We start from the raw sequence: 18,009 nt of genomic DNA, 5'->3' as shown, positions 1-18,009 counted from the left end.
GCAGTGCGCAATGACGCCCGGGTAACACCTGCCTGCGCATGCTCGCCTGCACCGGCCCGGCGCCGGGCGTGCGGTCCCTGACGACTCGCACTGCGACCCTGAAATCCTTCGGAGGTGCGTATGTCTTTCCGGCAATTTCCCGCAATCGGTGCAGATGGCGAGTCCTACGTCATCATCGAATTCCGCGACGAGCTCGAATCCCGCAACGGGCAGCAAGCCCGCACGCAGCCGAACAAGGCGCCACGCTACGAACTGCCCGATGGCCGCCGCCTGCAACGGCAAGGCCAGCGCTTCATCACCGCTGGTGGCGAGCTGCGCCTGTCGACGCCCTGAAATAGCACTGGTCATTTTTTGACCAACTTGCCCGTAGCCGTTGCAGCGCAATGGCTGCGCGCAGTTATCCACATGCTTGTGCAGGTTTCATCCACACCCTGTGTGGATGAAACCGGTGCGTGTTATTTGGCATTGCGCCGAGCGACAATCACCCTCGCCCTCGATGCATCGCATGCGGTATCGCTCGGCCAGCACATGATCGGTGCCTGACATCTGCACCCTGATGCGGCCATCGACAGTGGGCAAGCCCACGGCCGCACTGCACTGCTGCTACCCGATGCGATCGGAACGCTCCAGCACCCGCCCGATGTCGCTGCGGTCGATGTCGCTGGCTGCCTGCGCCAGCGCCGCGCGATCGCTGCCCGGCTCGAACCCGATGCGGAAATGCAACTCACCCACCGGCGTACGTGAGGAGTGGATCGACGAAAGGTTCACTCCATGCTGCTCGAACACATGCAGCAACGCACGCAACGACCCGGGCTGGTCTTCCGGCAGATACACGCTCAGGGTCAGCGGCTCGGTGAGGTCGGCCAGCAGGTAGCCCACGCGCTCATAGGTGTAGTTGCCGGCGGCGAGCGACTCGCCCTGCAGCGCCTGCGCGTTGTCGTCCAGGAACCGGGCGCGGAACTGCGCGCGCGCCGCATCGTCGCCCTGCGCGACCAGGCCGCGCAGCTCCTGCAGTTGCAGCAATAGCCGATCGAGCATCTCGCCGACGTAGGGATTGCCGAACTGGATGTCTTCGTAGATCGCCGGATTGAGCGAGAGGATGCGCGCGATCACCGCGGTATCGAGCTCGAACGAGGCCGAGCGATACGGCATCAGCGCGCGCAGCTCGCCGAGCAGCGGCGCGTAGTGGCGCATGGTGCCGGCTTGCGCCAGATGGGTGGCGTGTACCATTGCCTGCACCAGCGCCATCACGCGGTCGTGGTGCTCGGGCGTAGCGTACACGCACTCGGCCTGCAACGCGGCACACAGCGCCTGTACCCACGTGGACCACTGCTGCAGGCGCGCCTGGCAGACCACCATCACCCGCCCTTTCAAGGTCGGCGATTTGGGAGGTGCGGTCATCGGATGCAGGCCGACGACCTCGGCCGACGAGGCCAGCATCGCGGCAACCGGCGCCTGCTTGATCGAGGTGACATCCATCCACAACTGCGACGCGGCGCGCGGGCCGGCAAGGTCCACATAGCGCTCGATCAAGCCGGCGGTGTGGCGAATCGGTGCAGAGAAAATCAACACATCCGCTCGCTGCGCCAACGTGGCTTCGTCGATGTCGCCGTCACCGGCCGGATCGAAGCCGATCACCTCCAGCCGCATGCGCGTGCGCAAAAACTGCGCCAGCCAGCGCCCGTAGGCGCCGGCGATGCCGACGATGCCGACCACCGGCTGCGTCATGCCAATCGCTCGACGGCAAAGCGCGGTGCGGCAGCGAGGGCGGCCGGGGCGGCGGCCAGCACATCGAACTCTTCAAAGCCCGCAGCCAGGGTCGCTTCCAGCGCGCTGTGCACGCCGCTGAGCGCATGCCCCACCGCCTGCTCGAACGGCACCTCGCGCAGCAGCAAACCGATCAGCAACGCCATCAGCACATCGCCGGTACCGGCCACATCCACCGGCAGATGCGGCGTGGCCCAGCGATACAGTGCCATGTCGCTGACCGCCAGGGTCACCAGCTCACCGTCCGCACCGGCCACGCTGTGTGCGAGCACCCATTGCGGACCGCGCGCCAGCAATGCGCGCGCGGCAACGATGGCATCGTCCTGCTGCAGACTCGGCAAACCGGTCAGGCGCCCGAGCTCGAACGCATTCGGCGTCACCAGCCAGGCATGCGGCAACAGCCGCTCGGCGAAGACGCGCTCCAGTCCGGGTTCCACATACGGGCCGGTGTGCGTGTCGCCGATCACCGGATCCAGGCAGTAACGCAGCTGCGGCGCCTGCGGCAAGGTCTGCTCGAGCCAGTCGGCAAACGCCTCGCCATTGGCCAGGCTGCCGAAGTAGCCGGAGACCAGCATGCGGGCGCGCTGCGGCAGACCGCGCTCGGTGGCACCCAGCAACAGGTCTGCCAACCAGTCGGCCGGCAGGATGCGGCCGCGCAAGGTGGCGTAGAAAGGCGCGTTGCTCAGCAGCGTGGTGGGCACTTCCGCCACCCGCAGGCCCAGCGCACGCAACGGCGGCACCGCAGCGCTGTTGCCGGCATGGCCATACACCAGCTGCGATTGCACCGAGATCACATCGATCGGCGAAGGACCATCCGGGCGCTGGCGCCGGCCGTGGACCAGATGACTGTCGGGGGGATTGTTCATCGCCGCATTTTACGCCAGCGCCACGGCACGCCCACCGTCGATCGATGCGACCGTCGTCTGCTTGCCGCCGCACACACCGCCGCCAGGCCTGTCTGGGCGCCGGCAGCAGTCGCTATCGCCCTTACCTCTGCGGGCTCCCGCCGCACGAACGCAAATGCCGGCCCCGGGGCCGGCATTCGTATGGAGAACCTTGCTCAGCCGTGCAATTCTCCTGGCATTCGGAGGCTGGCATCCGCTCCCGCGAATCCCGAATCGCCACACTGGCGCACCATCCCGGCAGGCCCGGTCACGCCGCCCTTACGATTCCCCAATCCCGACTCCCGATTCCCAGCCTCAGGACGTCATTCGATCCCAGAAGCCCTTTACGCCGTCGATGAACGTGGCCGACTTGGGCGAATGCTTGCGTGCATCCTCACCGGTGAACGTGGCTTCGAACTGCTGCAGCAACGCGCGCTGATCGGCGGTCAGGTTCACCGGCGTTTCGACCACCACGCGGCAATACAGATCGCCTTCGGTGCGGCTGCGCACCGAGCGCACGCCCTTGCCGCGCAACCGGAACAGCTTGCCGGTCTGGGTCTCGGCCGGGATGCGGATCTCCGCCTCCCCGCCCAGGGTCGCCACACGCACGATATCGCCCAGCGCGGCCTGCGAGATGCGGATCGGCACTTCGCAATGCAGGTCGTCGCCATCGCGCTGGAAGATCGCGTGCTCGCGCACGCGCACTTCCACATACAGATCGCCCGGCGGCGTGCCGGCCGGACCGGCCTCGCCTTCGCCCGCCAGGCGGATGCGGTCGCCGGTATCCACACCGGCAGGCACCTTGATCGACAACACCTTGTCTTCTTCCACACGACCGGCGCCGTGGCAGGTCTTGCACGGATTCTGGATCAGCGTGCCGCGCCCGTCGCAATGCGGGCAGCTCTGCTGCATGGCGAAGATGCCGCGCTGGATGCGCACCTGGCCGCGTCCGTGGCAGGTCCCGCACACTTCCACCTTGCCGTCTTCCGAGCCGCTGCCGTGGCAGGGCTCGCACTCGATCAGGGTCGGGATCTCGATGCGGCGCTCGATGCCGGCGACGGCTTCTTCCAGATCCAGTTCCAACACATAACCGACGTCGGCGCCACGTCGCGCAGCGCGCGGACCGGCGGCGCCACCGCCGAAAATATTGCCGAAGATATCGCCAAAGATATCTCCCATATCCGGGCCACCCGGCCCACCACCACCGCCCATGCCGTGCTCGAACGCAGCGTGGCCATGCGCATCGTAGGCGCGGCGCTTGTTGCCGTCCGACAACACCTCATAGGCTTCCTTGCACTCCTTGAACATCGCCTCGGCAGCAGCGTCGCCTGGATTGCGGTCCGGGTGGTGCTTCATCGCACAGCGCCGATACGCCTTCTTCAGCTCCTCGTCGCTGGCGCCACGGGCAACGCCCAGCACTTCGTAGTAATCGCGTTTGCTCATGACAGGGAATCGGGAATCGGGAGACGGAAATCGTTCAAAGCGCACATCCTCAGTAAATCGCAATCGAAGTGGAAGGGTCGGACAACGGGAAGGAGCGATGCCGCAGCACCGCTCCTCCCATTCTCGATTCCCTATTCCCCACTCACGCCTTCTTGTCGTCCTTGACCTCGGTGAACTCGGCGTCCACCACGTCGTCGGCGGCCTTGGAGGTCTGCGCGTTGCCGCTGGCCGCATCGGCGTTGCCGCCCTGCTCTGCCGCGGCGGCGGCGGCGTACAGCGACTGGCCGGCTTCTTCCAGGGTCTTGCTGCGGGCCTCGATCTGCGCCTTGTCGTCGCTCTTCATGGCGGTTTCCAGATCCGACAGTGCCGCTTCCACCTTGCCGATCACATCGCCACCGACCTTGCTGCCATGCTCGGTGATCGCGGTGCGGGTGGCGTGGATCAGACCATCGGCCTGGTTGCGGGCCTGCACCAATTCCTGGAACTTCTTGTCTTCCTCGCGATTGGCTTCCGCGTCGGCGACCATGCGCTGGATCTCTTCGTCCGACAGACCGGAACCTGCCTTGATCTCGACCTTCTGTTCCTTGTTGGTCTTCTTGTCCTTGGCCGACACGTGCAGGATGCCGTTGGCGTCGATATCGAAGGACACCTCCACCTGCGGCATGCCGCGCGGCGCCGGCTCGATGCCGGACAGGTCGAACTTGGCCAGCGACTTGTTGAAGCGGGCCTGCTCGCGCTCGCCCTGCAACACGTGCACGGTCACGGCCGACTGGTTGTCCTCGGCGGTGGAGAAGGTCTGCGAGGCCTTGGTCGGGATGGTGGTGTTCTTTTCGATGATCTTGGTGAACACGCCGCCCATGGTCTCGATACCCAGCGACAGCGGGGTCACGTCCAGCAGCAGCACGTCCTTGACGTCGCCGGCCAGCACGCCGCCCTGGATCGCCGCGCCCACGGCCACGGCTTCGTCCGGGTTGACGTCCTTGCGCGGTTCCTTGCCGAAGAAATCGGCAACCGCCTGCTGCACCTTCGGCATGCGGGTCTGACCGCCGACCAGGATCACTTCGTTGATGTCGCTGGCGCGCAGGCCGGCATCGTTCAACGCGGTGCGGCACGGCTCGATCGACTTCTTGACCAGGTCTTCCACCAGCGCTTCGAGCTTGGCACGGGTCAGCTTGATGTTGAGGTGCTTCGGACCGGAGGCATCAGCGGTGACGTACGGCAGGTTCACTTCTGTCTGCTGGCTGGTCGACAGCTCGATCTTGGCGCGCTCTGCGGCGTCCTTCAGGCGCTGCAGCGCCAACGGATCCTTGCGCAGGTCGATGCCCTGGTCCTTGTTGAATTCGTCGACCAGGTACTCGATGACGCGGTTATCGAAGTCTTCGCCGCCCAGGAAGGTGTCGCCGTTGGTGGCCAGCACTTCGAACTGCTTCTCGCCATCGACTTCAGCGATTTCGATGATCGACACGTCGAAGGTACCGCCGCCCAGGTCGTACACGGCGATCTTGCGGTCGCCGCCGTTCTTGTCCAGGCCATACGCCAGGGCTGCGGCGGTCGGCTCGTTGATGATGCGCTTGACGTCCAGACCGGCGATGCGGCCGGCGTCCTTGGTGGCCTGACGCTGGCTGTCGTTGAAGTACGCCGGCACCGTGATCACGGCCTCGGTGACCTTCTCGCCCAGGAAGTCCTCGGCGGTCTTCTTCATCTTTTCCAGCACGCGGGCAGAGATTTCCTGCGGCGCCATGCGCTTGGCATCGCTGGTCTGCACCCAGGCATCGCCGTTGTCGTGGGCCAGAATGCCGTACGGCACGTGCGAGATATCCTTCTGCACTTCGGCGTCGGTGAACTTGCGGCCGATCAGGCGCTTCACCGCGTAGAAGGTGTTCTTCGGGTTGGTCACCGCCTGGCGCTTGGCCGAGGCACCGACCAGCACTTCGCCATCCTTGGTGTAGGCGACGATCGAAGGCGTGGTGCGATCGCCCTCGGAATTTTCGATGACGCGGGCCTTGCCGCCGTCCATGATCGACACGCACGAGTTCGTGGTGCCGAGGTCAATACCAATGATCTTGCCCATGGATACGCTCCTGATGATTCTGTAGCTGTGTCCGGCGACGCCGGGTCTGGCTGAGATGTGGGGGTGGTGCGCAGGTGTTCAAGCCACCTGCACGAATCTGCGTTTCGCGCATGCGCCGGGCAGTTCAGCCGGGCGCTGCGGTTCAGTCGTGCTTGGCCACGACCACCAGGGCCGGGCGCAGCAGACGCTCGTTGAGCAGATAGCCCTTCTGGAACACCTGCACCACATGGCCCGGGGCGATGCCCTCGGCCTCGCCCTGGCTGATCGCCTGGTGCTGGTCCGGGTTGAACGGCTGGCCGACCGGGTCGAGCAGGGTCAGGCCGTTGTCGGCCGCGACCTTGAGCAATTGCTTGTAGGTCATGTCCAGGCCATCACGCAGCGGACTGGGCTCGGTGCCGGCCGCAGTCAGGCCGGCGTCCAGGCTGTCGAACACCGGCAGCAGCTCGCCCAGCAGCTTCTCGTTGGCGAACTTGCGCGCGTTTTCGACATCGCGGGCGATGCGCTTGCGCTGGTTTTCAAGATCGGCACGCTCGCGCAGGGCATCGGCCTTGACCAGCGCGATCTCGCTGCGCAGCGACTCGATCTCGGCCTTGAGCGGATCGGTCTCGGGTGGGTTCTGGGACAGGTCTTCGGAGTCGAATTCGGGGTGGTCTTGGTTCATGTGCAGTTCCCGGGCAAGCGGAACGCCCGCCCCAACGTCACCCCGTATGTGGGCGCGCGCGCGCGTTTCAAGCAAAACGATCGTGTCGATCGCTGCCGCTTATCGCGTGCCGGGCGGTTCCATGGCCGCGCCCAGCACCTGGGCGGCGGTCTGCACCAGCGGAATCACCCGGTCGTAGGCCATGCGCTTGGGCCCGATCACGCCCAGCACGCCCAGCACCTGGCCATTGGCGGCATACGGCGCGGTGACCAGCGAGACATCGTCCAGCGACACCATGCCGGTCTCTTCGCCGATGAAGATGCGCACGCCCGGCGCCTGGATGGTGCGTTCGAGCAGTTGCAGGATCTCGCGCTTGCTGGCGAAGGCCTCGAACAGCTCGCGCAGACGGTCAAGGTCCGACAGGTCCTGCACGCCCATCAGGCGGGTCTGCCCGGCCATCACCATGTCGTCGGCGTCGGCCGGCACCAGCGCCTCGCTGGCCAGATCGACGCTGTGCGCCAGCAGCTGCTCCATCTCGTTCTTGGCCATGCGCAACTCGCGCAGCAGGCAGGCGCGGATGTCCGACAACGCCCGCCCGGCGAATTGCGCGTTGAGGTAATTGGCCACCCGCTCCAGCTCGGCCGGCTCGTAGGCCCGGCGCGGTTCGATCACCCGGTTCTGCACCTCGTTGTCGGCAAACACCAGGATCGCCAGCACCCGACGCGCGTCCAGCGACACGAAATCGATATGCCGGAAGGCGAACTGCTCGCGCCGCGGCGCGCTGACCACGCCGACGAAATGGCTCATCGCCGACAGCATCTGCGAGGCGCTGCCCAGCAGCGACTGGGTACCGTTACCGCTGGCCAGCTCGGTGCGCAGGCGCCGCACTTCTTCCTCGCCGGGCGGCTGCATCTGCACCAGGCTGTCGACGAACACCCGGTAACCATGCGCGGTGGGCACCCGCCCGGCCGAGGTGTGCGGAGAGCTGAGCAGCCCGACATCCTCCAGATCGGCAAGGATGTTGCGGATGGTGGCCGGGCTGACGTCCAGCCCCGCGTGCTGGGCCAACGTCTTGGAACCCACCGGCTCGCCGTCGCGGATATAGCGGGCAATCAGTGTCCGCAGCAGTTGGCGTGCGCGGGGGTCGAGCGTTGGGGACTGTGACGCGCGCATGGGATCATCCGGTGAGACTGGGCATAGATAATGTCTGGCCCTGCGGTTGGCAAGCGTCTTATTCCCTGCCCGCCGCTCTCACCCTAAGCTGCCCCAAAGCGTTCACACTCGACCCCATGCTCAGACACCTCTCCATCAAGGATTTCGCCGTCGTCCGCGCCACCGAACTGGAGTTCGGGCCGGGCATGACCGTGGTTTCCGGCGAAACCGGCGCCGGCAAGTCGCTGATGGTGGACGCGCTGGGCTTTCTGTCCGGGCTGCGCGCCGACAGCGGCGTGGTCCGCCACGGCGCCGACCGCGCCGAACTGTCGGCCGAATTCCAGCTGCCGCCCCGGCATTCGGGCCTGACCTGGCTGTCGGACAACGAGCTCGACGACGATGGGCAATGCCAACTGCGCCGGATCATCCGTGCCGATGGCGGCTCGCGCGCCTGGATCAACGGCCGCCCGGTCACCTCTTCGCAACTGGCGGAGCTGGCCTCGCGGCTGGTGGAGATCCACGGCCAGCACGAACACCAGGCCCTGATGGCCCGCCACAGCCAGCTCGCCCTGCTCGACGCCTACGCCCGCAACGGCGCGCAGCGCGAACAGGTGCGCCAGGCCAGCCAGCGCTGGCAGGCCCTGCTGGACGAGCGCGATGCGCTGTCCGCGCAAGGCGATGTCTCCGACCGCATCGGCTTTCTCGAACACCAGCTCGGCGAACTGGAACGCGAGGACCTGGACCCGGCCGCGATCGCCGCGCTGGACGTCAATCATCGCCGCCAAGCGCACGCCACCGCATTGATCGGCGCCTGCGACAGCGTGGCCCTGCAGCTCAATGGCGACGACGGCGCCTCCGCGCTGGGCCTGCTGCAAGACAGCCGCCACGACCTGGCGCGCGTGGCCGAGCACGAGCCGCGCCTGGGCGAGGTGGATGCGCTGCTGGATAGCGCGGTCATCCAGATAGAGGAGGCGCTGGCCCTGCTCGACCGCGTGCGCGACGACCTGGAGGCCGACCCGGCCCAGTTCGAGGCAATGGAGCGCCGTCTCGGCCGCCTGCACGATCTGGCCCGCAAGCACCGCGTGGCCCCGGACGAGCTGGCCGCCCAACGCGACCGCATGAGCCTGGAAGTGGAAAACCTGCGCGGCGCCGACGAGCGCCTGCAGCAGCTGGACAAGCACATCGACGCGGCGACTGGCGACTGGCGCAGTGCAGCCAGCACCCTCAGCGCCAGCCGCACCACCGCTGCCGAGGCGTTGTCGGCCGCCACCACCACGCTGATTGGCGAACTGGGCATGGGCGGCGGGCAGTTCCTGATCCAGCTACAGCCGCAGGACGCATTGCGTCCGGATCCCAACGGCGCCGAGCGGGTGGAATTCCTGGTCGCCGCCAATGCCGGGCAACCGCCGCGCGCATTGCGCAAGGTCGCCTCCGGCGGCGAGCTGTCGCGGATTTCGCTGGCCATCGAAGTGGCCGCACTCGGCATGGACAGCGTGCCGACCATGGTCTTCGACGAAGTCGATTCCGGCATCGGCGGCGCAGTGGCCGACATCGTCGGGCAGAAGCTGCGCACCCTGGGCGAAGAGCGCCAGGTGCTGTGCGTGACCCACTTGCCGCAGGTGGCCGCCAAGGGCCACACGCACTATCGGGTCAGCAAGGCGCCAGTGGACGGCATGACCCAGAGCGCGGTCGAACTGCTCGGCCCGCAGGCGCGCCAGGAAGAACTGGCACGCATGCTGGGCGGTGTGGAAGTCAGCAAGGAAGCCCGCGCGGCGGCACGCAAGCTGCTGCAGAGTGCCTGAGCTGCCGGGCGCATTGCCGGCCACCACCGGGATTGCCCAGCAGCCGATGGCGACAAACGCACAAGGCGGCCGAAGCCGCCTTGTGCGTTTGTCGCAGTGCCGCTGGCTTGCCGTCAGCGCGAACGCTTCTTGCGCACATACAGCACCAGCGAGTGCTCCTCCAGCTCGTAGCCATGCTGGGCGGCGATCTGCCGTTGCAGCGCCTCGATCTCTTCGCTTTCGAACTCGATGACATGCCCGGTATCCACGTCCACCATATGGTCGTGATGGCCGCCGCGATCCAGCTCGTACACGGCCTGGCCGCCCTCGAAATTGTGCTTCAGCACCAGGCCGGCGGCCTCGAACTGGGTCAGCACCCGATACACCGTGGCCAGACCGATTTCGTCGCCGTGATCAAGCAGCTGCCGATAGATGTCTTCTGCGCTGAGGTGGTGCTGGTTGCTCTTCTGCTCGAGCAACTCCAGGATCCGCATCCGCGGATGGGTCACCTTGAGCCCGACTTTGCGCAGGTCGTGGGTTTCCATATGTTCTCCGTTCATTGGCGATTTAGCGCCAGCTGCCTTCAAACGGGTCGCGGCGACCGGCGGGAGTGTATCATCGGCGTGATTTCCTCAGCACTTAATCCCCGATGCGTAATTTCCTGCTGGTCGCCGCCGTTGCTCTTTCCACCGCTGGCTGCGGCATCATCTACAAGCAGCCGATCTACCAGGGCAATCTGATCAAACAGAATGCCGTGGAGCAACTGCAGGTAGGCCAGAGCAAGCAGCAGGTAAGCGCGTTGCTGGGTACCCCCTCGATCCCCGATCCGTTCCATTCGCAGCGCTGGGACTACACCTCCACCCAGCGCGTGGACCGCCTGGCGCGCACCGAGGTCAAGAACTTCACCGTGTTCTTCGAAAACGAGCAGGTCGCTCGCTGGGAAGGCGACTATTTCCCATCCCAGGACGAGCAGCTGGCCAAGTCGGCGCCCAAGCAGTTCGGTCGCAATCTGGCCCGCGACAAGAAGAAGCAGCGCGGCCGCTGATGCGCTTGCCAGGCGATCTTGCGATCGCTTGAGTAGCGGTCGGTCCGGTGAACGTACCTGCTGCACGGGTGCGTTTTTTGTTTGCCTGGTCGCAAAGACCTGTTCAACAGGGACTATAGGGCTAACCTAGATACCGATATCTGAGGCTTTTTTCAGGCGTCTCGCGTCAACATGCGGCGCTTGTCGAACCCAACGGACACAGTCGGCTCTTCATGGCGATGACCGGAAGAGTTCGCTCTGGTGCCTGGGCGTCGCGGCGCCGGCAAGCCGCTATCCGTTGGGGCCGGCTTTCTTGCTTGGTCCGGCACGACGCCGCCGCGCTTCCTTCGGATCCAGCAACAGCGGCCTGAGCAATTCGACCCGGTCACCGTCGCGTAGCACCTGATCCGGGCCTGCGATCAGCCCGTGAATCGCCTGCGCTGCAGGTGGTCGATCCGGCGCCAGACCAGAGGCGGCAATCGCCGCGGCCACGGTGGTGCCCTCGGCCAGGTCCAGCCACACCGACCTGCAGCAGTCCGGCCAGGCCAGCACGACTTCGACCCGCATGCTCAGCCTTCGCCGCGATCGGCGACCCGCACGAAATCGTTGACCATGCGGTCGGCCAGGCCTTGAAACCCCAGCGCCAGCGCCGGACCCAACAGCCGCGAACTTGTTTCCACTTCCAGGGTCAGGCTGACCTTGCAGGCGTTCTCGCCCAGCGACTGAAACTCCCACAAGCCTTCCAGCCGCTTGAACGGCCCGTCGCGCAAATGCATGACGATCCGCTCCGGACGTTCGAGCATGTTTTCGGTGGTGAACCAGGTGCGGAACGACCCCAGCCCCAGATCCAGCCGCGCCACGATATGCGCCTGGTCCTGTTCAAGCACCTGCGCAGCATCGCACCAGCCGAAACGGCGCGGATAGGCGGCAACATCATTGACCAGATCGAACATGCGGGTGGCGCTGTGTTCGACCAGGGCGCTGCGACGGATGGTAGGCATTCGCTAACTTGTGAAAGACAGAAGATCGTTTGATGACGCCGAATCGGCGACAATGGCGGCATGAGCAAGAAACCAGCCAAGGATAAAGCAAACGGCGCGACGGCCACGAAAACCATCGCGCTGAACAAGCGTGCGCGCCATGAGTATCATCTGGAAGAGCGCTACGAAGCCGGCCTGGCCCTGCAGGGCTGGGAGGTCAAGGCGATCCGTGCCGGCCGCGCCAACATCATCGACGGCTACGCCTACGTGCGATCAGGCGAGATCTTCCTGATCGGCGCGCAGATCACCCCGCTGATCCAGGCGTCCAGCCACACGATTCCCGAAGAGCGCCGCACCCGCAAGCTGCTGCTGCACCGCCGGGAAATCGACAAGGTGCTGAGCAGCGTTGAACGCGACGGCTACACCCTGGTGCCCACCGCGCTGTACTGGAGCAACAACAAGGTCAAGCTGGAAATCGCGCTGGCCAAGGGCAAGCAGAATCACGACAAGCGCGACGCCGCCAAGGACCGCGACTGGCAACGCGACAAGCAGCGCGTGATGCGGCGGCATAACCGTGATGCGTGAATCGGGAATCGGGAGTGGGGAATCGCAAGAGCTGGGTAGGCTCGCTGCGTTGATCTCAAGTTAGTTCACGACGAGGGTATTTCGGGATCCGCGAGAAGCATCGTGCTTTTACGATTCCCGATTCCCCACTCCCGATTCCTCACGTACTCCCAAGCATCCGCATCAAATTCGGCACCCCCCTGCCCTGCACATAGCGATCGCGTTGCAGGTCGGTGCTGGTGTCCAGCATCAGCTGCTTGACCCGATCCGGGAAGCCGATGAACTCGCGGCGTGCGGAGAGGAATCCGGCCAGCACGCCGGAGACGTGCGGTGCGGCCATGCTGGTGCCGCTCATCTCCACCATCAAGCTGGCCGGATCTCTCGGGTCGAAGTCGTAATAGGCCGACAGGATCTTTTCGCCCGGCGCGACCACGTCCGGCTTGCCGCGACCATCGGCGGTCGGTCCGCGCGACGAAAAATACGACACGCCGTAATTGTGCGGGCTGCTCTTGTGCACCGAGCCGACCACGATGGCGTCTTCCAGATTGCCCGGATCGCTGATCGACAGATCCATGTTGGCCGGATACGCATCGCCGTCGTTGCGCATCAACCATGCCAGGCCCTCGTTGCCGGCTGCCACCACCACCAGCACGCCTTGCCGCCATAGCCGCCGCAACTCGTTGCACAGCGGCGTAAAACCGCAGCCGTAGCTCTCCGGATCGAAGTAACCGCCCAAGCTCAGATTGACGCCGTGGATGACCAACTCGCCGGCGCGCTCGTTGATCGCCGCCACCTGCTGCACCGCCTTGATCATCCACGAATCGCGGCCGTTGCCGGCATCGTCCAGCACCTTGAAACCGTAGAGCTGGGTGTCCGGCGCCATGCCGGCGAACTCCAGCGGTTTGCCCGGGTTGCCCTGCGCGTCGGGAATCAGCGCGCGGCTGTGGCCGGCGATGATCCCGGCGATATGCGTGCCGTGCCCGTGCCGATCCAGCCGTGCGAAGGCATCGCCGTCAGCGCGCGTCAATCGCTTGGCTGCGCCCCGCCGCGTGCAATCCCACTGCGCCACCACCGTGTCGTGTTCTCCCTTCGCGAAGAAATGCGGATGACTGGCCGCGATACCGGTGTCCAGCACCGCCCAGCCGATCTGTTGCCCGCGCGCGCGATATGCAGTGCGCGCCGCATCGGCATGCAGGACGTTGCCGGACACGTTGATCAACGCGCGCTTGCCGGCATCGCGCCACACGCGTCTGAATCCCAGTGCACGGTAGCGGTCCTGCAGCGATTCGATCTCGAACCGCGTCAGCCGCGCCGACACAAACCGCTGCAAGCTGTCTTCCAGCTCGATCGCCTCGTCCAGCGCATCGCCGCTCAAGCCGGTGGTCGCTGCAGCGGCCTGGCGCAGTTGCGCCAGCAGCAGCGCGCGCGTGGCGGCCGGATCGTTGCCCAACAGCCGTCGGTCCAGCTCGATCAGCACTTCGTGCCGGTGCTCGGCGCCATGCGCTTCCAGTTGCTCGCTGAGATCCTTGATCAACACGGCGTTGGAGACCGGTTGATCGAAGCCGACGCCCACCGCTTCGCGCACCGCCGCGCGCACCTGCGGAATCGACAGATAGCCCGAACCCGAATGCGCGTTGTGCTGCCAGTCCGGATTCAAGCGCGCGCCCGCGAGGTTCTCGAAGCGCCCCTTGACATTGGCGATGTCGTCGCCGAGATCCGGGTCCAGCGCGATCGGGTCGCGCGTATCGGCCACGTTGATCCAGCGCCGCACGCACGCAGGAAACGGCAGCTTGCGCGTGCCGGTCCAGCGCTTGAACATGCTGCGCACCTGCGGCAGGCCCAATGGCGAGCCCAGGGTCAGGAACAGGCTGACCTCGCACTCGGCCGCCTGTAGCTGACGCAGCACGTCAAAGGCGATCATCGAGCCCTGGCTGTGCGCCACCACCACAAACGGCCCGCCGCCCGCGCGCAACCGCTGCATCAGGCTGTCGCGCATCAACGCCGCACGCTCGGGCACGAAGAACAAATCGTGCACGTCCTGCAGCAGCGCGGCGGAGATCAGCCGCAGCAGCACGCGGTTGATCGCATCGATCGGGCCCTTGGCCTGTACTTCGCCTGGCACCGGCATGGCCGGCGCGGCGTCCAGTTCGTCCAGTAATCGATGCAGATCGCTGCGTTCCTGCTCGCTCTGCGCCAAGGCGTCGGCGAGCAGGTGCAGATCCTGCTCGCCTGGCACCAGCCCAAGCGTGCTCAAGGCGCGCTGTGCGCTCTGATTGAGTGCCGGGCCGACATCGCGCGCATCGCAGTTACCGGGTTCGGCAACCGGATAACGCGCGCGATTGACCCAGTACGCCAGGCGCGTGCGCTCGCCCATCGGCCGCCCGAACAAAGCCTTGTCCCACTGGCAGCGCAACACCTCGGCCGGCGGCTTGTTGCCGATGCCATGGATGTAGATCACGGTGCGCGCCTTGCCCTGCACGCGCGTCAGTACGGTGTCCTGCGCCTGCTGCTGCGCAGCCCGGGTGGCGCGTCGCGGTTTGGGGACGTCGACGCCCGGTGCGATCTTGCGGGGCGCGCTGCGTGACTGCCGCGGACCTGGGGGCTTGCCTGTCGCCATCGCTTCGCTCCTTGATTACCAGACGTTTACGTCCGATAGGACTGAAGCCACTGTAAGCGCTGCACGTCTCACCACTTGTGACAAGGCGCTCCGATCCCTACACTGATCCGGTCAGCGTTTTGATGCTTTCCCCGGGGGTGCACTGGTTTCGACGGGGGTCGCGAAGTCGCTTGGCGCATGCCGAGGGGGCAGCTTTCCTCGTTAATCCAGCAGCAAACTTTTAGTTGCCAACGATGACAACTACGGTTCGGACTTCGCTATCGCCGCTTAATTGGCTTTAGTTGTAGTTCTATAGCCGCCTAAGGCGAACCCCCGAACCTACTTGTGCCCGTGCTCGTAGGTGTAGGGTCATTATCACGGAACCATCGGTAGTGGCTGCCTGTCAGCTACCGGTTAGATAAAGCAGGCTGGTTTCCAGGTGCGCTTTGCCAACCGTGCTGCCTGGAAATGAGATCCAACGGAGGGCTAAGCATGTAGTGCTGGGGATGGAGTGCTTCCGGACGGCGGTTCGATTCCGCCCACCTCCACCAATGAGTGGACCGATGAGGTCCTGGAAAGGCCGGGAACCCCCGTAAAACAAGGGTTCTCGGCCTTTTTCATGTGCGACGCAGTGCGTACGTGAACGTATCAGGCCCTGCGACGTTGGGGGTACATATTGGGGTATCTCGCCACTCGGCTGACCTTGATACCCCCAATGCCCCTGACCGACCTCGCAATACGCCGCGCCAAGCCCGCCGACCGACCGCAGAAGCTCTCAGACGGCGGCGGCCTTTATCTGATGGTCGCCGTGAACGGTGGGCGCTACTGGCGCTGGAAGTACCGGTTCGCAGGCAAAGAGAAGCTGTTGGCCGTCGGTGTCTATCCCGAGGTTCCACTGGCTCTCGCTCGGCAGCGCCGCGATGAGGCTCGCCAGCTGCTGGCCCAGGGTATCGACCCGGGTGAGCACAAGAAAGCTGCCGCCGCTGCGCGCGCAGTGCTCGGTGCCAACACTTTCGAGGTGATCGCCAACGAGTGGCTGGAGAAGCGCAATTGGGTGGATGGGTACCGCGTGAAGGTCGTCGGATGGTTCACGAACGACGTGTTCCCGTACATCGGCGCGCGGCCGGCGGCGGAACTGGATGCCCCCGAGTTCCTGGCGGTGGCCAGGCGCATCGAGAAGCGCGGCGCCTTCGAGTCGGCGCATCGGATCATGCAGAACTGTGGCCAGGTCATGCGATATGCCATCGCCACCGGGCGTGCCAGCCGCAACCCGGTGGCAGATCTGCGCGGCGCGCTGAAGCCAACGCCCGAGCGCCATCTGCCGGCAGTGACCGATCCGGACGAGCTGGGGCCGCTGCTGCGCGCCATGGACGGCTACAAGGGCAGCCACGTCACGCGCTGCGCCCTCGTGCTGGCGCCGCTGCTGTTCGTTCGTCCTGGCGAGCTACGGCAGGCCGAGTGGTCGGAATTCGACATTGAGGCCGCCCGGTGGAACATCCCCGCCGAGAAGATGAAGATGCGGCAGCCGCACGTCGTGCCGCTCTCGCGCCAGGCGCTGACTGTCCTGGCTGACCTGCAGCGCCTCACCGGTTCCGGCCGCTACCTCTTCCCCAGCACCAGGTCGAAGCTGAGGCCGATGTCAGACAACGCGGTGAACGCAGCTCTGCGCCGCATGGGCTACGAGGTGGGCACGGTGACTGGCCACGGCTTCCGCGCCACAGCCCGCACGATCCTCGACGAGATCTTGGGCTTTCGGCCGGACATCATCGAGCACCAGTTAGCGCATGCGGTGAAAGATCCCAACGGCCGGGCTTACAACCGCACGACCCACCTCGCCGAGCGCGTGTGCATGATGCAGAGATGGAGCGACTATTTAGACGAGTTGCGACAATCGCACTACCCTTAACGTCCGCGCGTTCCCGCATAAGGGCATTAATGAAGCGATTTTCTTCCCGCGGAGACCAAGTCGACCACAGACTTTAAAAGGCTTAACTGCGCAGTGCTGAATGACCCCTCACCAGACTTTTCACCTTCCTTGTTTGGGTCTTGCGCGTCGGTCGAAAGGTGCCGCACGGTCAGAGCCAGCGATAGAGGAATTGCGGCAAAGATAGCCAAAGCGGCCCCAATGAATGCAAGTGCGGGCGCATTCTTAACGCCTACGATAAATGGCGAACACAGGAACAGAATCAACAGAACCCAGAATAGCCCAACCAGGTAGACCGATATCATCTGCATGAGTAGCGCATACATTCCTTTGCGAAAGGTACGCCTGTCAGCCTTTGCATCAAGATCAGCTATCAAGGACTGCAATTGTGCCTGGTCAAATTCCTTTTTACTTTCCGATACAGTGCCGCCCGCAAGATCAAATCCCTCTTCACTCGCTGCCATAAGCTATCCAGTCAGAAGATTTAAATTAATTAACCGATACCTCATCGCCGCCTCAGACACACCGAATTTTTCCGCCAGACGAGAGATGTCAGTGATACCTTCTTGAAGTACAAAGCGCTCAACAATTACGAATGGCATCAAAAGCTCTGCGGCAAACTTGTTGGCTGAGACTTCAACGGGATCCCAATTGTTTGAAAAGAAAGCTTTCTGAGTATCGCGAAATCTGTCCCCATGCTTCATTACGTGATGCCCAAGCTCATGCGCAATCGTAAATCGACGGCGCGGACCATGCTCGGTTGCCGAATAACGAATGGTGGGCACAGGACTACCGATGTATTGCCCGCTGACACCATGCATCTCGGGGTCTCGATCAAACTCGAAAACCACATCTTCCGTGATAACGCCAATTGAATTTGCGAGCACAGCAGGGTCGATAGGCAATGGCCGCCCTGTCCACTTTGCGATCAGCAGATCATTAGCTGCGCGACGTTCCGGGCTCATGCGAGTCCTTGGGCCTCTTGAAGAGTTGGGAGAGATGCTTGCATGTATTTGGGCTCACTCCAGATAAGCAAGTGACTGATGTATGCCAACGTAACTGCCAGCGGCCGTAAGTGTATGTTTTTTCATGAACCTGCGACAACCTAGCCTCCCAGGGACCACTTGGCCAGCTGCGAAGCAGGCCTCTGCCAGGCGGGCCGGCATCGACCGTGCCCTGTAGT

At 64.6% G+C, this 18,009-nt stretch carries 17 protein-coding genes and 1 other RNA gene; 6 read left to right on the top strand and 12 right to left on the bottom strand.

Going from position 1 to position 18,009, the window contains the following annotated elements; all coding sequences use genetic code 11:
- Window positions 1-120 precede the first annotated feature (120 nt).
- Window positions 121-333, top strand: a complete 213-nt coding sequence (locus FHT09_RS14860; protein ID WP_104605402.1) for a hypothetical protein — start codon at window positions 121-123, stop codon at window positions 331-333.
- Between the two features lie 270 nt (window positions 334-603).
- Here FHT09_RS14860 and FHT09_RS14855 read toward each other — a convergent pair whose 3' ends face one another.
- The 6 genes from FHT09_RS14855 to hrcA all read right to left on the bottom strand — a co-directional run bounded on the left by FHT09_RS14855 (window position 604) and on the right by hrcA (window position 7,978).
- On the bottom strand, window positions 604-1,728 hold the full coding sequence (locus tag FHT09_RS14855; protein WP_104605400.1) for a prephenate dehydrogenase: 1,125 nt from the start codon (window positions 1,726-1,728) through the stop codon (window positions 604-606).
- Window positions 1,725-2,633 (bottom strand): pyridoxal kinase, encoded by a 909-nt coding sequence (gene pdxY, locus FHT09_RS14850; protein ID WP_104538046.1) that lies wholly within the window; start codon window positions 2,631-2,633, stop codon window positions 1,725-1,727. The genes FHT09_RS14855 and pdxY overlap by 4 nt, the downstream gene beginning before the upstream one ends.
- 333 nt (window positions 2,634-2,966) lie before the next feature.
- Window positions 2,967-4,094: a molecular chaperone DnaJ gene (dnaJ, locus tag FHT09_RS14845; RefSeq protein WP_104605398.1), complete on the bottom strand. Its 1,128-nt coding sequence runs from the start codon at window positions 4,092-4,094 to the stop codon at window positions 2,967-2,969.
- Window positions 4,095-4,236: 142 nt separating this feature from the next.
- Window positions 4,237-6,165 (bottom strand): molecular chaperone DnaK, encoded by a 1,929-nt coding sequence (gene dnaK / locus FHT09_RS14840; protein WP_104538048.1) that lies wholly within the window; start codon window positions 6,163-6,165, stop codon window positions 4,237-4,239.
- 142 nt (window positions 6,166-6,307) lie between these two features.
- On the bottom strand, window positions 6,308-6,826 hold the full coding sequence (gene grpE, locus FHT09_RS14835) for a nucleotide exchange factor GrpE (RefSeq protein WP_010366360.1): 519 nt from the start codon (window positions 6,824-6,826) through the stop codon (window positions 6,308-6,310).
- A gap of 99 nt (window positions 6,827-6,925) precedes the next feature.
- Entirely contained in the window at window positions 6,926-7,978 is a 1,053-nt protein-coding gene (gene hrcA / locus FHT09_RS14830) for a heat-inducible transcriptional repressor HrcA (protein WP_104538049.1), read from the bottom strand.
- A 116-nt stretch (window positions 7,979-8,094) separates the two neighbouring features.
- Between hrcA and recN the strand changes: the two genes are divergently transcribed.
- Window positions 8,095-9,759 (top strand): DNA repair protein RecN, encoded by a 1,665-nt coding sequence (recN, locus tag FHT09_RS14825; RefSeq protein WP_104538050.1) that lies wholly within the window; start codon window positions 8,095-8,097, stop codon window positions 9,757-9,759.
- A 113-nt stretch (window positions 9,760-9,872) separates the two neighbouring features.
- Here recN and fur read toward each other — a convergent pair whose 3' ends face one another.
- Complete coding sequence (gene fur / locus FHT09_RS14820) at window positions 9,873-10,283, bottom strand: ferric iron uptake transcriptional regulator (protein WP_166775600.1); 411 nt, start codon at window positions 10,281-10,283, stop codon at window positions 9,873-9,875.
- 104 nt (window positions 10,284-10,387) lie between these two features.
- On the opposite strand from fur, the gene bamE reads away from it, so the two are divergent.
- Window positions 10,388-10,783 (top strand): outer membrane protein assembly factor BamE, encoded by a 396-nt coding sequence (bamE, locus tag FHT09_RS14815; protein WP_104538052.1) that lies wholly within the window; start codon window positions 10,388-10,390, stop codon window positions 10,781-10,783.
- 270 nt (window positions 10,784-11,053) lie between these two features.
- Here bamE and FHT09_RS14810 read toward each other — a convergent pair whose 3' ends face one another.
- Window positions 11,054-11,329: an RnfH family protein gene (locus FHT09_RS14810; RefSeq protein ID WP_104605394.1), complete on the bottom strand. Its 276-nt coding sequence runs from the start codon at window positions 11,327-11,329 to the stop codon at window positions 11,054-11,056.
- Between the two features lie 2 nt (window positions 11,330-11,331).
- Complete coding sequence (locus FHT09_RS14805) at window positions 11,332-11,763, bottom strand: type II toxin-antitoxin system RatA family toxin (RefSeq protein ID WP_104538054.1); 432 nt, start codon at window positions 11,761-11,763, stop codon at window positions 11,332-11,334.
- A gap of 60 nt (window positions 11,764-11,823) precedes the next feature.
- Here FHT09_RS14805 and smpB point away from each other — a divergent pair, with 60 nt between their 5' ends.
- Window positions 11,824-12,327, top strand: a complete 504-nt coding sequence (gene smpB, locus FHT09_RS14800) for an SsrA-binding protein SmpB (protein WP_104538055.1) — start codon at window positions 11,824-11,826, stop codon at window positions 12,325-12,327.
- Window positions 12,328-12,466: 139 nt separating this feature from the next.
- Here smpB and FHT09_RS14795 read toward each other — a convergent pair whose 3' ends face one another.
- Window positions 12,467-14,923, bottom strand: coding sequence for a S8 family peptidase (locus tag FHT09_RS14795; protein ID WP_104605392.1), 2,457 nt, complete (start codon window positions 14,921-14,923; stop codon window positions 12,467-12,469).
- 133 nt (window positions 14,924-15,056) lie between these two features.
- On the opposite strand from FHT09_RS14795, the gene ssrA reads away from it, so the two are divergent.
- Together ssrA and FHT09_RS14785 are read left to right on the top strand one after the other, a co-directional pair.
- Window positions 15,057-15,453: a transfer-messenger RNA gene (gene ssrA / locus FHT09_RS14790) on the top strand.
- Between the two features lie 104 nt (window positions 15,454-15,557).
- Window positions 15,558-16,808: an integrase arm-type DNA-binding domain-containing protein gene (locus FHT09_RS14785; protein ID WP_104605390.1), complete on the top strand. Its 1,251-nt coding sequence runs from the start codon at window positions 15,558-15,560 to the stop codon at window positions 16,806-16,808.
- Between the two features lie 26 nt (window positions 16,809-16,834).
- Here the strand turns inward: FHT09_RS14785 and FHT09_RS14780 are convergent, their stop codons facing one another.
- Together FHT09_RS14780 and FHT09_RS14775 are read right to left on the bottom strand one after the other, a co-directional pair.
- Window positions 16,835-17,290: a hypothetical protein gene (locus tag FHT09_RS14780; RefSeq protein ID WP_146096456.1), complete on the bottom strand. Its 456-nt coding sequence runs from the start codon at window positions 17,288-17,290 to the stop codon at window positions 16,835-16,837.
- Between the two features lie 3 nt (window positions 17,291-17,293).
- Window positions 17,294-17,791, bottom strand: coding sequence for an ImmA/IrrE family metallo-endopeptidase (locus FHT09_RS14775; protein WP_104600726.1), 498 nt, complete (start codon window positions 17,789-17,791; stop codon window positions 17,294-17,296).
- Between the last annotated feature and the right edge of the window lie 218 nt (window positions 17,792-18,009).

The organism is Xanthomonas sp. CFBP 8152, assembly GCF_014199025.1.
GTDB classification, from domain to species: domain Bacteria; phylum Pseudomonadota; class Gammaproteobacteria; order Xanthomonadales; family Xanthomonadaceae; genus Xanthomonas; species Xanthomonas arboricola_B.
This window is presented reverse-complemented; position numbering and strand designations above follow the sequence as displayed.